Raw genomic sequence first — 13,848 nt, 5'->3', positions numbered from 1 at the left:
TTGATTTATATTTTTTTGAATAGCCGCCTTATTTTTTGGCTAAAACGGATATGTTGTGGCTGTGTAAACAGTATTTGCTGTATTGCTTCAATTTCTTGTTTCAATTGTTTGCGACCAAACTGTTTTACGATTTCGTAAGCTTTTTGCTGTGCGATTACTTTATCAGCCAATTCATTGTCTAGCAACAAATGTGCATCAAATAACAGTGCTTCGCCAGGATTCGCTGTCCCCAAGAGATGGGTTTCTATCTGTTTGGTCTCATTCCATGAAGTCATCATATGCTAGCGATTTTTCTCTGATGGTCTCTCTTATTTTCTCCAGGCATTTATACTTCTGAACGGTGGCACTCCGTGTTCCTGAATAGCCAAATTCATCTGCGATTTCCTGGAGCGATAGTCGGTCATAATAAAAGCTTTTTAATAAATTCATACATTTGCGCCCTGCAGTTTCCAAAAAGCGCAACAGCCGCCCGCTGGACGGAGACTCTTCATCGGTTAAAGGGATCTCCAGATGGTCCAATGGCAGATGTTGGCTTGTTTGGTAATAACGTTTTAACCACAAATTCCTCGCCGTACCGATAAGGTAACCAATATCATTTTTCAATGCCGTAGGACTTAAGATAACTTTTTCATAATAAATGATCAAGGCATCCTGAAATACATCCTTCGCTTCGTCAAAGTCGCCCCCCATACGGCTTACATATTTGGCCACCGCAGGAAACGCACTTTTATAGAGATCCATAAAAAGTGCCTGTCGCCTCATTGCTTGATTTGAATTACTAACACCTTGCATATATTTATCTTTTATAACAATGTACCAATTATGGTCAAAGTATCACCTTTTATTTTCAAAAATAATTTAAATAATAAAAGCTTCCCATTACAGGAAGCTTCGAAGCTTTAAGTTTTTAGCAATGCTCTTCTTGACTAGCTTTTTCTAAGGTCAAGTACCACTTGGATCTTACAGCGTTGATTCTCCAAATATAATTTCGCCGCTCCCAGAGTTTTCGCTTCCTTAATAATCGCACGCCCCAGTATAGCACCTACACGTTTACCTTGTGCTTTCGGGGAACTGCCATTTTTGCCAATTCGTAATCAAATGCAGGCTGATCCATTTTGATGGGCAAACAAACGCCCAACGACTCATTATTATAAAGAGCAACCAGAATTTTTTCTCCTTTTGCTAAATTATATGCTTCAGGGTTGTCAATCGTTTTGTTTTACGACGGTATCCAGCTTTGTCAGGTAGTAGATAAACCGTTTCTTTTTTTGATTGCCTTGGCCCTGCATGGCATAGGCTTTTACGATAAAGGAATTATCATCTAACCACCTGATATCATCGACAGCCCAATCCTTGGTTTGAAAGCTCATGAGCTCTGAAAGACGTCCCTTTTTTCGGTTCCCTCCATCCTGTATTTTAAGAAGCCCTATAAAACAGCTATTGCGTTCATAGTCATAATTGTAGTAGTAAGTCAAAAAACGGCCGCTAGGAGAGGGAATAGGGAGCTCAACTGCGGCATCACCGACGGAAATAATGGTATTTTGTACCGCACTATTGCTGTCTATCAATACCAAGTCGCTGAAATCTAAATGTTCCGAAACACTATGGCTGATCAGGGTGTAACATTTTAGGATGGGAAAATAGCCTTCGTACTCCCAGCCACGGAATCCATCCGGCTGATTCGGAGAATCGTTGTATTTTTGCAGCTTGATCTTTCCTTTCCCTGTAGGAATAATAATGTTGTTCCTATTGATAGTGGGAATAGAGCGGGTAAGCTGATTTACTGCACTTGACTTTTTATAATCTTTTTCCTTAGCTGTTTTAAAATGAATCGTAGGAAGATTATCATAGTTGTCAGCATAGCCAACAGCAAATTCCTTATCTGCTTGACCCAAAGCGGTTCTTATTAAAAGGAGAAAAATGATCGTTATTGCTACGCTTATTTTGGACATAGGTCGCATTAATTTAGGGTACGCTATGAATTGATCTTTTATAACCATTGAATTTACAAAATTGTCGTGGGAAATGAAGCATCACGGCTATATCTACTTTCGAAGAAATGAATAGTATGCTTGAATGTTCGAGAAACATGCTTTGGTAGAATAGGCTGGACTTTGTTTAATAAATTGTCTATTTTTACTATAGTAAATGGATATGATGATTTTACCCAAGAAAAGCCTTGTAGCTTTTATCGCGCTGTTAAGTTGGATTGCGATTATTGCGCAGTTTTTGATTAGTATGCGTGATGCTACGGTTTCGATCGGTGATCTGGTCGTACGATTTTTTAGCTACTTTACCATTTTGACGAATTTAATGGTCGCAATTTGCTGCAGCAGTGCCGTACTTTTCCCCCAGAATGTCATCGGACGATTTTTTGCCAAACCAGCAGTAGTTACAGCGATAACATTATATATTCTGATTGTCGGACTCATCTATAATACAGTTTTGCGCTACTTGTGGCAACCGGTAGGGATAACCAGGGTTGTTGACGAAATGCTTCATTCCATTATTCCTATCTTGGTTTTAATTCATTGGTGGCGCTCGCTTGATAAAGCTGTCCTACAATGGCAATCTGTTTTTAGCTGGTTACTTTATCCATTCTTTTACCTGCTATATACTTTGTGGCATGGCTCATTTTCTGGATTTTACCCCTATCCCTTTGTTGATGTTTCCGTGTTGGGAATGAACCATGTACTGACAAATAGCTTGGTCGTAGCTTTGGTTTTTGTGTTTATCGGATTACTTTTAATTTTAATAAATAGACGACTTGTTAAAAACCGGTAACAAGGTTATCTCCGCGGAAATCAAGATCAATGTAAATATCATGATTGCAATTACTTCCATATTATTGACGCTATGCTAGGTAATGCGATTTGGCTTTAAGTTTTCGCTGTTGAACAATAACAGGCTGCGCGTGGGAAAAGATCTTGCAAAATATGTTGATGAGAATTGATTTCAACGCTTTGGAAATTGTTGATATAAACCCGTTAGTTATGTTTTTACAATCGTGTCACCATAGTGAAAAAAAAGAAGTATCGAACTTTTTTGATAAGCTAAAATAGCAGGAGTAAAAAAACTGTTATGCTGGAACAACTTTTGCTTTATTATTTTAATAACTGAACATATATTTTTATAAACCTATACACATGACTAGACTGGTAAATATAGCTATGAAGCGGGCTACGGCAATCAACCAAGAGTTTGCTACTGCCATGTCTATTGTTGTTTTGTTTATGGTACTGATTTTCTATGCATTTACGGCCAGTGCATCACGGAACACGATCGAGTATAAGGGTATACAAAAAAATACACAGTTCCATGTATTGGCGAGTGTTTATGTGAAGATGGTACCTCTTGATTCAATTGTGACAGAACGGGGCTATCAGGACAAATACGGTAAAAATATGCTACACGTAAAAGTCACAAATCCTTGTAATGCAGATTCGTCCAGATTTGATGGTCTACTTAGCCATATCGAGGTCCGACTGAAAAACAATAAAGGCAAGACTTCGGTAACCTATAAGCATCCCTATCCTCAAATGTCACTCATCCAATTTATACAGGAAGAAATACATATTAAAGATCTTGGTGGACGTAAGGCGGTGATCGTTCCTTTCTACTACTGCGGGGGATATGAAAGTTATGACATGAAGGTGTCGTATATCGTTCTTTATGAAAACAAAAGCTATATCTTCCACTTGGATTACTACTGTGGAGAGGGCATGGAATGTAAACCCGTGCAAACACTACAGGCCACACTGAAAAACCTTCCAAAGGATATTCGTACCTATCTGATCAGGTATTTAACCAAGAAGCATAGGTCCAGAGATAGTTTTCATCAAGAGTAAAGTTTATAAGGCCATTTCAGTAGTTTATGGATTCGTTGTTTTCACTTATTGTAATATAGAATACTATTTTAGGGTATATGCATAAAATTAATATCGTTTGTTTTGCTGTTTTGCTTTTCCTTTGCTCTAGTTACAGTAAAGCTCAGACAAAAAGGAACGTACTAGATACTGTGGTACATGCCGCGGTTAAAGAAGCAATTTTCTTTAATACAAATAAAGCGGATCGTATAACATTACCGTTTGGGTACTCAGCGATTTCAAAAGAACTAAGCATCGACTCCATTCTGTCGATGGTAGAAAATGATAATATGATAAAGGAAATCAATGCATTAAGATTTGATCAGCCAGTCAAAAAAGACCCTGTGTTGCTTCCGGAAGAATACGATGTTTTTCTGCCATTTAGCAAACATGTCAATGAAAAGTATGACAATATTAAAATTTCTTCCCGTTTTCTGTATTATGGAACATATTCAATGTATTTTATGGCTGTTTATAATACTGTCCGCTACACCGACCCATTTATTGAAAAGATGTATTTAATTTCAACGAAGGAAGGCCAACTTATTGATATAAAGAGAATCTTTCTACATCATGAAGGAGAAATGGGAAATACAAACTATACATTATTTAATATAGACAAGAATTATATTATTTCTCTTCGGGATTATGAATTTAGTGAAGATCCGTTTCGTATAAAAGCATTGCATAAATACTGGATTCTACCCTCAGGAAAATTTTCCAGATACTATGATCATGATGGTTTCTATAAAAATGACGAAGAACAGGGTATGGTGAAAAATCATAGTAGAGAAGGGAGGTGGATAGAATTTAAATTAAACAGCTGTATCGATTTAAAAAATTATCCAACATTTACGGATCCATATACCTATTTGGAAGCAACCTATAAAAATGGTTTGCCGGTTGGAAAATGGAAATTTTATAAATTATTGCAGAAATATAATGAAGAGACCGGATTGCCCATATTAAACACTCGCCAAAAAGGACAATTGATTTATACTGAAGTGTACCGGGAAGGGCTGTTGGAAAAACGGGAATTTCAGGATTAATCAAAAACTGAATATATTATCTGCAATTATTGCGCAGGTGTAATGACAGCAATTATAACTCCTAAGTTTCCATCGCTTTGGATCCAGTTTTATTCAGGCAGATAAGCTCTGGATACATATCCGTCTAGTTATAGGGCATTTACGCACCCTGATTGCTTGAAAAACTGTGCAAGACTATAAAAATTGATCTTTTCTTTCTTTTTCCCACTTAATTCACCAAATGTCATTTTGCTTTAATTTTTCAAGATTCGACAAGAGTCGTGTACAGGAGCTTATCATTATAAGGATTGGACAGTATTGTTTATGGATGCTGGTAACCAACTTCCTACTAACTGGATAGCATATTCGATATTAAATGAGTTATAAAAGTAATTTAACAGAGATATAGTAGTGAGTTAGCATGGATTTACCCCTGTTATACCCCTGTTAACCCCCTGTTAACTCCTAGTAATTACCTTATTATTATAAAACATGGTATGAACCAATTGTTATTTTGTGCCGAATAAATAGATGCTGGTTAATCCAGTTTTCTTATCAGAATTGATATGTAAATGATGATGGTTATGATGATCTGTTGCTGCTCGATCTGCAGAACAGTATGTGGGATAAATTGTTATTCTGTTAAATAAGCAATCCGTTTTATAGTTGTTATGTAAAGTAATTGGCTATTTTTGCGTATTTAATAAACCAAAATTATGGTGAAACTGTTATCAAATCAGATGGCCAAATTGGTCTAAGCTTTGATTGATAAAATGAGATATAAATTATATAGGGAACAGCAACTGAAGTGCGATATCCAAACTGCATGGAATTTTTTTTCTTCCCCGATGAACCTTTCTGAAATAACGCCAAAAGAGATGGGCTTTGTTGTGGTCTCCGACCTTGGTCGGGATGAAATTGTTGAAGGTCTGATCATTGATTATTTTGTATCACCGATCCTCGGAATTCGGTTGAAATGGAAGACAAAAATAACACAGGTCGAAAAAAATAAAAGTTTTACGGATTTTCAAGTTCATGGTCCTTATAAATACTGGAACCATTTCCATGAATTTATTCCAAATGGAAATGGAGTATTAATAAAAGATACGGTCGATTATGAGCTGCCTATGGGAATTTTAGGGACAGTTGCCCATGGGATTTTTGTTAAAAGAAAGTTAGGGCGAATTTTTGACTATCGTTATCGGGTTTTGGAAGAATTATTTAATCAAACAAAAAGCAAACCATAGCGTTTTATTACATCTTGCTATTTTCATGAAGCCTCACTAAAATAGGTTCGGCTGAAAAGTACCTTAATGGCGAGACCATTCGGCAACCAGCAATAATTTCGTATATTTAGGAATATATTAATCTCAAATTATCCAGAGTATACGCTATGGCTGTACCAACAAATAAATCAGAACTGCAATTGGCAATCAAAACGAATTATGATAAATTAGTGAAGGAGTTAATTACAATCCCTCACCAACAGACTACGGTAGTTGAACTGGAAGGGCATAGCAAGGGTACATGGATGAGCATTAATAATCTGTTGGCCTATTTGATTGGGTGGGGGGAACTTGTCCTAAAATGGAATCATGACAAAGATAGTAACGAAGTGGTATACTTCCCCGAAAGAGGCTATAAATGGAATGAACTCGGCAAGCTAGCTCAAAAATTTTATCAGGATTATAAAGACTTCGATTTTAAGATGCTTCTACAAGAACTTGATAAAACCGTATCTGCTATTTTAGATTTGGTTGCTCAGAAATCAAATGATGAGCTTTATGAAACCGCTTGGTACGAAAAATGGACGCTCGGCAGAATGATACAGTTCAATACCTCCTCTCCTTATTCAAATGCGAGAAACAGGATAAAAAAATGGAAAAAAGGAGTTCATGTTTTATCGATCAATCACTGTTGAGATTTTTTCCGCTAAATGGATCCCTAAGTGTATGAAACGATTTATTCTCTCAATTTTTGTATTTATGCCTGTGCTGGCTTATAGTCAGCTGCAAGGCACTCTTGGACTGATAAGTCCAAAAATAGAGGATTCCATAATCGTCAGATCCGATTTTAAGCGGTATTTTGATGCGTGTGAGGTGGATGGTTCAATTGCTATTTATGACAATGCCAGAAAGAGTTGGATACTGTCGGACACCCTGGGTACAAAGCAGCAAGATCTTCCAGCCTCCACGTTTAAGATAATCAATATGCTTATTGCTTTGGAAACTGGAACCATAAAAGATGAGAATGATATTGTTAAATGGCCGGGGAAGACCGATACAGTGAAATACGGATATCGGCCAAGTATCTATCATGATATAACTGTAAAGGAAGCATTTGAAGTGTCTGCTGGCTGGGCTTTTGTCGAGTTATCCAAGCGAATAGGAAAAGAGAGATATAAGTCTTATCTGGCTAAATGTCATTATGGAAATCTTGATCTTTCCCAGACTGATCCGGATTTTTGGAATTATGGGAAGTTTGCTATATCACCGATAAATCAAGTCACTTTCTTAAAGGAACTTTATGATGGCATACTTCCTTTTTCGAAAAGGAATATGGATATTGTGAGGCGGGTCATGCTCACCGAGCAACAGAAAGGATACAGTATCCGGTCCAAAACAGGATGGACAAGACAGGACGGAATCAATACTGGCTGGTGGATTGGTTATTTAACAACGAATGACAATGTTTATTTCTTTGCGACCAGACTGCGACAATATCGTAAAAATAATAAGCCGTCCTTTGGCAATTGTAGGAAAGAGATAACACTGTCGGTGTTAAAGGATCTTGCGGCATATCGCCAAAATTAATCGCCTCTTTATACTGTAATCACAAGTATTTATTAGCCCAAATAACTGTTAGTAGCCTGAGGTTTTCATCATCAAAACAAAGTATTGTGATTTGTTTGATTGATGTATCGGATTGTAGACAGTCATTTATGGTTTTAATTGATTTCTGCGCCGCCAAATCCTTTGGGAATCTATAGAATCCTATACTGATATATTTATCGCGAGAAATGCACAATCGTGGTTTACTTTCAAATAGGGAGTGCTGTATCATAAAAATAAATTAAATTAGTAGAGCCGTAATCAGGGTAATTTCAGCTGGTAATTAATAATAGAGTAGAAAGAGTGTCAGGCACATCATAAAATTTAATGAAGAAAAAATACATAATCATCATAGGAGTTTTAGCATTTATCGCTGCATTAGGAATAGGATATCTCATTTTTCTTAGTGCTTTGAGCGGAATTGGAAACCCGACCGGAGGACGAGGGCCTGATTATCCTTATTTTATTACAACCGAGTCAGTAACGGTCAAAAAAATTGCTGTTCCTAAAGGAACAAAGCTGATCTACGAAGAACAGTTTTTTAAGAAAGGACAACAGGACAAAATAATGAATGAAAAAAAACTTACCGATATCCATTTACCCGAAGGAAAAACAATAGAGTGGGGAGGTGTGCCTGTTTATACGATTACTAAATTTTTCAATCCTGAAATGACGGGATACTCGGTTTTCGCCGATTTTAGCCAATTGAGAGATGAACAAAGAACCAAATTTTCCGAATTATGGCGGCGTTGTGGGGGCGAGTTGGGCGTGTTGGTCAAAGACGCAGATGACTGGACTTTTAATACGAAGAACATTACTGATATTGCCGATTGCAGCGTGAACTATCAGCGTTATTTTAAGGAAGATGATAGGCAGCAAAAGTTTCTTGACAGCCTATATAATGCACTGGGAAAGCAAGTCAAAATCAAATAATATGAATAGAATTAATAAATATTTTTATCGCTGCTTTATATTCATTTTAATTTCAGTCCCAATGATGCTATTCTCTCAGAGTATTAAAAATAAAAACAATTATACTTATCAAGTTAGAGAAGAAAGTGGGGATCTAAATCATGATGGCAAAATGGACAAAGTAACCGTGAAAATGGATACCGTAACTGAAACAAGGCCGTTACGATTGCAAATTTTCCTGTCTCAACCAAGTGGAAAGTTAACATTGGCGGTATCCACAGATAAAATCATCGAACCACAGTATCCTGCTGAAAACGGAGGCAAGTTTAATGGTTTTCAAATTCCTAATTTTTTTATAGAAAAAGGAATTTTAAAAATGTGGAGCGAGATTAAAGGCGGAAATATTACCTACCACTTCAAATATAATAAGGGCAGTTTTGAATTGATCTATATTGATAAGCTCACATACGACGCAACTAAAGGTTACATTGATGAAAATACCATATTTACAGAAACTAAATTTGACCTGATTACAGGGATTAGAACCGAAACCGATGAAAGATTAGGTTTGGATAAAGCATTGAAAGTAAGGAAGAAAAGAGTTTTAATAAGACCTTTACCCAAAATACAGGATTTTAAATTTTCAGATAAAGATCTGTATTGATTATGATCCATCTTCTTCGTCCAACGGAGCTATCATTTGTTTTATAATTATCTAATGCTTTTTTAACTGTTCCGTTTCGATGCGGTAGACTTGTCATTTACCGTTTTTTTTTCCCGCGAGTATACCGACCTGTTTTTAATAACTTTCCATTTTTACCATACCAGTTCCATTGATCGGTCTTATCGCCGTTGGCATATTATCCGGTGATTTCTATTTGCCCATTGTTGTGATACCATTTTCGGCTGCTTCCGGATGACGATTTTCGTAGTAATATTTCCATTCTCCGATCGCTTTGCCGTTGATTGAATTTCCAGTTTTGCTTAATTGTCCGTTTTCATAATAAGATCGCCATTGGCCTGTTTATCGTTTATTTTTCTTTACTGTAGTGTAATTGTGTAAGGCCTGTTTCAAAAGCTTTTGCTGTTATTAGCTTAAGTGTTTGTTCAGGTCTACCGTCTTTGAATAGCCTTGTTCCATTACCTAATAAAATTGGTATTACAGAAATTACAAATTCATCTATTAAATCCTGCTTTAACAATTCATTTATTACTTCTGCTCCGCCGTCGCAATAAATATTTTTTCCATTTTCGGATTTTAGCCTTTCGATCAATTTTGTCAGATCTCCCGTATAAAAGACGGTTCTTCCCACATTTGGTCTTTCAGTTCCTGTAATGACATAAACGTCACGATTTCCGTTGTCATAGTGAGAGGAGCCGATATTTTTAAGGACATATTCATAGGTTTTCCGACCGACGATTATTGTGTCAATTGAATCGGTAAATTCGGCATAGCCATAATCTTCACCTTCTTTTTCCACAAGGTTTAAAAAACTGAGGTCATCATTGGGCTTTGCAATGTAACCGTCCAGGCTCATTGCAATGAAAATTGATATTTTTCGCATTTATCTTAAATTTTAATGATACTACAAAAGTAGTGTTAAACAGACACCCGTTCCTTGTAAAAATGCGACAAAATTAAATTTGTGAGGGCGGGATTCCTGTATTCCTCTTGATTTCATTGCTGAGATGTGAATGGTCACAATAACCACATTCAAAAGCGATATCCGATAAATTTCGATTTTCATCTGAATTTCTGATCATGCACAAGGCATGTTGAAAACGAATAATATTTGAATATTCTTTCGGTGATAATCCAATATGCTTCTTAAAACTTCTTTCCAGTTGCCTAACAGTAGTAAAATTGCGTCTGGATAGGTCAGGCACGCTAATTCGTCCGTTTGATGCATGTATATCATTGATGGTGGCTTGTAATTGATTATTCTTATTTATTATTCTATCCAAATAAAAACGGTTAAGGTAATCGAAGGGATTATGGAGGATCTTATCAACGTCAAATGAACTGGATTTTTCAAATTCAATAGTATTATTGGTTAATACCTGTTGTGTCTCATATTTATAGAAGTTGCCAAAAGTGGCCGGTTTAAAACAAACACCGATTAAATAGCTGTCGCTTTCGATGAAGCTGTCTTTGAAAGTCGTCATCGCACCCACTACATACGTTTTTCCAAATTCTATCGAAACTGAGCCGTTGTCTGTTAAACAGTTTTCTCCCAAATTTAAGAAAATACCCGCACAGCCATCGGGAAAGACCCGCTCACATTGTTTGCCCAGTTCACTTCCTTTCAGTTCCCAGTAGAAATGGATGAAGGGTTCTAATTCTTTGTGAGGTTTGCTTTTTTTGTATTCCATCTATTATTACAATTGATTCGTCAGCCGATGATCATCCGGCAGATCATTATTTGTGAAATTACTAAAGCATATTGTAAAGGGCAAATTCTTATTTCTTTGTGCTGCTCTTGAGCGGAAGGCTCTAGGTGCAATTGACAATATTAACGGACTCACCTCAATTTGAGTAAATTTGGCAAAAAAATAACTTTGATAAATTAAAGGAATTGCTATAGGAATGACAATGTAAAGACGTAAGTTTGTGATTCACCAATACTAAAATTAAGGTTATGATATATTTAGGAATTCTAATTTTCTTCGGACTTATTACATTATTCGCTTCTTTTTATACCGTAAAACAAGAATCTGCAGCTGTGGTCGAAAGGCTAGGCAAATTTTTAAAAGTAAGCCACGCCGGACTGCATTTAAAAATTCCGTTTTTGGATCAGATCTCTAAACGTCTGAATCTAAGGATAAAGCAATTGGATGTCATTATAGATACTAAAACATTGGATAATGTTTTCATAAAGATGAAAGTTTCTGTTCAGTATCAGGTCATTAGAGAAAATGTAAAAGACGCTTACTATCGTTTGGAAAATCCTGAAAACCAGATTACATCTTATGTTTTTGATGTTGTACGTGCTGAAGTTCCAAAAACAAAATTAGATGATGTTTTTGTAAGAAAAGATGATATTGCAATTGCTGTAAAAAGTGAACTGCAGGAAGCGATGCAAAGCTATGGATATGATATTATCAAAGCTTTAGTGACAGATATTGATCCTGATGAACAAGTAAAACACGCCATGAACAGAATTAATGCTGCAGAACGTGAAAAAACCGCCGCAGAATACGAATCTGAAGCTCAAAGAATTCGAATTGTTGCTGTTGCAAAAGCCGAGGCTGAATCTAAGAAGCTTCAGGGACAGGGAATTGCGGACCAAAGAAGAGAGATTGCAAAAGGATTGGAAGAATCTGTAAAAATGCTGAACGCTGCCAATATAAACGCTCAGGAAGCTTCTGCCTTAATCGTGGTTACCCAACATTATGACACACTGAATGCTATCGGAGCCAATAGCAGAAGCAATTTGGTTTTACTTCCCAACTCGCCAACAGCAGCAAGCTCCATGCTGAATGATTTGGTCGTTTCAATGGCGGCAGCACAAAAAATGGGATCGGATAAGGAGCAGATAAAATGATTATGCCTGTTTTTCTTTTGCTCTTTTTATATGTTATTGTTTTTATGAAGCCGAATGATATTTGCCAGTTCCTTTAGGTCATAGTGTTATATGGCTTGCTGCTTGAGGGGATTCGTTTGGTTACGATTATAAAAGAGGAGGGGCGAAGCAACCGATATTTTTTTGCATAATGATAAAATTCGACAGTAAATTGAAACAGAACGGCTAGTGTTTTTTCTGTTTTTGACGTACTTTTCGAGAACTTGTGTAAACCTTTAAATTATATTCCATAATGCTTAAGAAAAGCATTAAATAATCACTAAAAATTTAAAAGTAGGCAATTCAGTTTTTATGGATTGAGCACATTATTTTGCGAAGGTTGATGGGTAAGCAAGAACTCGTCCCGGCAATAAAAAAAGGAAAATCATTGATAATCAACTAATATCAACATAAGCCGAAAATGAAGAGAAGAACATTTTTACAGGCCTTAAATTTAGGTATAGCATCAGCGACATTATATCATGGTGCGGGAAATGCAATGTCCTTAACAGCTATCTTAAGCGGCAACATTCAGGATAGGGAACTCTCGTATCACCGGATACAGGAAATAAAATATTCAACCGTTCAGATGAAATATCCCCGCCTTGTGGGGAAAAATGCCCGACTGAACCTGCACGGCTATGGGCCCAATGTAGAAATCTGTGTGATCAAAACGGACAAAGGTGCCATGGGCTGGGCTTCGTTGCGAGGGTCCAGAAAAGATGCGGAGCAGATTGAAGTGGAACTCATCGGTAAAAAAGTATCTGAACTTTTTGCTTCCAATTTTGGTACTTTGAATGACAGGTATATAGCTTTTGATATTGCTCTTCATGACCTTGCAGGGATAATCTTGCAGAAGCCAGTTTATGAAATACTTGGTCGTAAAAAACCTTATGTCACTGACTATTATAGCGGTATGATCTATTTCGACGATTTGGAGCCATCAGAAAAGCCATCAGGAATAGCTCGGATTCTGGAAGAATGTCGATATGATTATGAGGTGGGGTATAGACAATTTAAGCTTAAGATCGGTAGGGGACATAAATGGATGCCGTTCAAGGAAGGGCTCCAGCGTGATATTGACGTAACCAATGCAGTAGCCAAGGCCTTCCCTGACTGTGACATTTTAGTTGATGGGAATAACGGTTTTACAGTGGATCAATTCATTCAATATCTAAAAGGTATTCCGTCGGTCAACTTATTCTGGATAGAAGAACCTTTTCATGAAACCGTTTCCGATTATGAAAAATTGAGAAATTACATAAAAACAGCAGGTATTGGCACTTTATTGGCAGATGGTGAAGCTGATCCCGATCCAGCTCTGCTTAAGGAACTCTTTGAAAAGAAACTACTGGACGTACATCTGACAGATATCGAAGGACTGGGTTTCACGAACTGGAGAAGATTGATGCCAGAGTTGAAGAAACTCGGGGTCCAAGCTTCCCCACATGCCTGGGGCTCACTGCTTAAGTCTTACTATACGGCGCATTTGGCAGGAGGGCTGGGCAATACGATTACCATAGAAGGGGTAACGAGCACGTCAGAGGAGGTTGATCTTTCAGGCTATAAGATCCAGGGCGGCAAACTGATCCCACCGCCAGCAGCAGGTTTTGGGATGCCTCTTTTAAAGAAAATATGATGAATGATC

General features: G+C 37.1%; 15 protein-coding genes. 10 read left to right on the top strand and 5 right to left on the bottom strand.

Features of this window, described 5'->3' with window-relative positions; genetic code table 11:
• Positions 1-5: 5 nt before the first annotated feature.
• The 3 genes from G6053_RS16175 to G6053_RS16165 form a co-directional block, all read right to left on the bottom strand.
• A complete protein-coding gene (locus G6053_RS16175; protein WP_146191024.1) occupies positions 6-278 on the bottom strand; it encodes a hypothetical protein in 273 nt (90 codons plus the stop codon).
• Positions 259-792, bottom strand: coding sequence for a sigma-70 family RNA polymerase sigma factor (locus tag G6053_RS16170; protein ID WP_165307158.1), 534 nt, complete (start codon positions 790-792; stop codon positions 259-261). Before G6053_RS16170 ends, G6053_RS16175 begins: the two co-directional genes overlap by 20 nt.
• Before the next feature lie 413 nt (positions 793-1,205).
• Entirely contained in the window at positions 1,206-1,952 is a 747-nt protein-coding gene (locus G6053_RS16165; protein WP_165307157.1) for a hypothetical protein, read from the bottom strand.
• A 196-nt stretch (positions 1,953-2,148) separates the two neighbouring features.
• On the opposite strand from G6053_RS16165, the gene G6053_RS16160 reads away from it, so the two are divergent.
• The 8 genes from G6053_RS16160 to G6053_RS16125 all read left to right on the top strand — a co-directional run bounded on the left by G6053_RS16160 (position 2,149) and on the right by G6053_RS16125 (position 9,301).
• A complete protein-coding gene (locus tag G6053_RS16160) occupies positions 2,149-2,784 on the top strand; it encodes a Pr6Pr family membrane protein (protein WP_206531750.1) in 636 nt (211 codons plus the stop codon).
• Between the two features lie 362 nt (positions 2,785-3,146).
• Positions 3,147-3,848: a hypothetical protein gene (locus G6053_RS16155; RefSeq protein WP_165307155.1), complete on the top strand. Its 702-nt coding sequence runs from the start codon at positions 3,147-3,149 to the stop codon at positions 3,846-3,848.
• A 77-nt stretch (positions 3,849-3,925) separates the two neighbouring features.
• Positions 3,926-4,915, top strand: coding sequence for a hypothetical protein (locus G6053_RS16150; RefSeq protein ID WP_165307154.1), 990 nt, complete (start codon positions 3,926-3,928; stop codon positions 4,913-4,915).
• A gap of 752 nt (positions 4,916-5,667) precedes the next feature.
• Positions 5,668-6,141, top strand: coding sequence for an SRPBCC family protein (locus G6053_RS16145; RefSeq protein ID WP_165307153.1), 474 nt, complete (start codon positions 5,668-5,670; stop codon positions 6,139-6,141).
• A 146-nt stretch (positions 6,142-6,287) separates the two neighbouring features.
• On the top strand, positions 6,288-6,815 hold the full coding sequence (locus G6053_RS16140; RefSeq protein ID WP_165307152.1) for a ClbS/DfsB family four-helix bundle protein: 528 nt from the start codon (positions 6,288-6,290) through the stop codon (positions 6,813-6,815).
• A gap of 31 nt (positions 6,816-6,846) precedes the next feature.
• Positions 6,847-7,707, top strand: a complete 861-nt coding sequence (locus tag G6053_RS16135; RefSeq protein WP_165307151.1) for a class D beta-lactamase — start codon at positions 6,847-6,849, stop codon at positions 7,705-7,707.
• Positions 7,708-8,052: 345 nt separating this feature from the next.
• Positions 8,053-8,658: a hypothetical protein gene (locus G6053_RS16130; protein WP_165307149.1), complete on the top strand. Its 606-nt coding sequence runs from the start codon at positions 8,053-8,055 to the stop codon at positions 8,656-8,658.
• A 1-nt stretch (position 8,659) separates the two neighbouring features.
• Positions 8,660-9,301, top strand: coding sequence for a hypothetical protein (locus G6053_RS16125; RefSeq protein WP_165307147.1), 642 nt, complete (start codon positions 8,660-8,662; stop codon positions 9,299-9,301).
• 367 nt (positions 9,302-9,668) lie between these two features.
• Here the strand turns inward: G6053_RS16125 and G6053_RS16120 are convergent, their stop codons facing one another.
• Entirely contained in the window at positions 9,669-10,202 is a 534-nt protein-coding gene (locus G6053_RS16120; protein ID WP_165307145.1) for a dihydrofolate reductase family protein, read from the bottom strand.
• Between the two features lie 73 nt (positions 10,203-10,275).
• Positions 10,276-11,010: a helix-turn-helix transcriptional regulator gene (locus tag G6053_RS16115; RefSeq protein WP_165307143.1), complete on the bottom strand. Its 735-nt coding sequence runs from the start codon at positions 11,008-11,010 to the stop codon at positions 10,276-10,278.
• Between the two features lie 266 nt (positions 11,011-11,276).
• Here G6053_RS16115 and G6053_RS16110 point away from each other — a divergent pair, with 266 nt between their 5' ends.
• Both G6053_RS16110 and G6053_RS16105 read left to right on the top strand, forming a co-directional pair.
• Complete coding sequence (locus G6053_RS16110) at positions 11,277-12,182, top strand: SPFH domain-containing protein (protein ID WP_108633850.1); 906 nt, start codon at positions 11,277-11,279, stop codon at positions 12,180-12,182.
• A gap of 439 nt (positions 12,183-12,621) precedes the next feature.
• Positions 12,622-13,839: an enolase C-terminal domain-like protein gene (locus G6053_RS16105; RefSeq protein WP_165307141.1), complete on the top strand. Its 1,218-nt coding sequence runs from the start codon at positions 12,622-12,624 to the stop codon at positions 13,837-13,839.
• The last annotated feature ends 9 nt before the right edge of the window (positions 13,840-13,848 follow it).

The sequence above is a fragment of the Sphingobacterium sp. DR205 genome (assembly GCF_011064245.1).
Taxonomy (GTDB): domain Bacteria; phylum Bacteroidota; class Bacteroidia; order Sphingobacteriales; family Sphingobacteriaceae; genus Sphingobacterium; species Sphingobacterium athyrii.
Note: the sequence above shows the minus strand (reverse complement) of the source record. Positions and strands in the feature narration are given on the sequence as shown.

Excerpts from the sequence above, each read along its gene's own strand:
- G6053_RS16175 (WP_146191024.1), bottom strand. The coding sequence starts at position 278 with ATGATGACTTCATGGAATGAGACCAAACAGATAGAAACCCATCTCTTG.
- G6053_RS16170 (WP_165307158.1), bottom strand. The coding sequence starts at position 792 with ATGCAAGGTGTTAGTAATTCAAATCAAGCAATGAGGCGACAGGCACTT.
- G6053_RS16165 (WP_165307157.1), bottom strand. The coding sequence starts at position 1,952 with ATGTCCAAAATAAGCGTAGCAATAACGATCATTTTTCTCCTTTTAATA.
- G6053_RS16160 (WP_206531750.1), top strand. The coding sequence starts at position 2,149 with ATGGATATGATGATTTTACCCAAGAAAAGCCTTGTAGCTTTTATCGCG.
- G6053_RS16155 (WP_165307155.1), top strand. The coding sequence starts at position 3,147 with ATGACTAGACTGGTAAATATAGCTATGAAGCGGGCTACGGCAATCAAC.
- G6053_RS16150 (WP_165307154.1), top strand. The coding sequence starts at position 3,926 with ATGCATAAAATTAATATCGTTTGTTTTGCTGTTTTGCTTTTCCTTTGC.
- G6053_RS16145 (WP_165307153.1), top strand. The coding sequence starts at position 5,668 with ATGAGATATAAATTATATAGGGAACAGCAACTGAAGTGCGATATCCAA.
- G6053_RS16140 (WP_165307152.1), top strand. The coding sequence starts at position 6,288 with ATGGCTGTACCAACAAATAAATCAGAACTGCAATTGGCAATCAAAACG.
- G6053_RS16135 (WP_165307151.1), top strand. The coding sequence starts at position 6,847 with ATGAAACGATTTATTCTCTCAATTTTTGTATTTATGCCTGTGCTGGCT.
- G6053_RS16130 (WP_165307149.1), top strand. The coding sequence starts at position 8,053 with ATGAAGAAAAAATACATAATCATCATAGGAGTTTTAGCATTTATCGCT.
- G6053_RS16125 (WP_165307147.1), top strand. The coding sequence starts at position 8,660 with ATGAATAGAATTAATAAATATTTTTATCGCTGCTTTATATTCATTTTA.
- G6053_RS16120 (WP_165307145.1), bottom strand. The coding sequence starts at position 10,202 with ATGCGAAAAATATCAATTTTCATTGCAATGAGCCTGGACGGTTACATT.
- G6053_RS16115 (WP_165307143.1), bottom strand. The coding sequence starts at position 11,010 with ATGGAATACAAAAAAAGCAAACCTCACAAAGAATTAGAACCCTTCATC.
- G6053_RS16110 (WP_108633850.1), top strand. The coding sequence starts at position 11,277 with ATGATATATTTAGGAATTCTAATTTTCTTCGGACTTATTACATTATTC.
- G6053_RS16105 (WP_165307141.1), top strand. The coding sequence starts at position 12,622 with ATGAAGAGAAGAACATTTTTACAGGCCTTAAATTTAGGTATAGCATCA.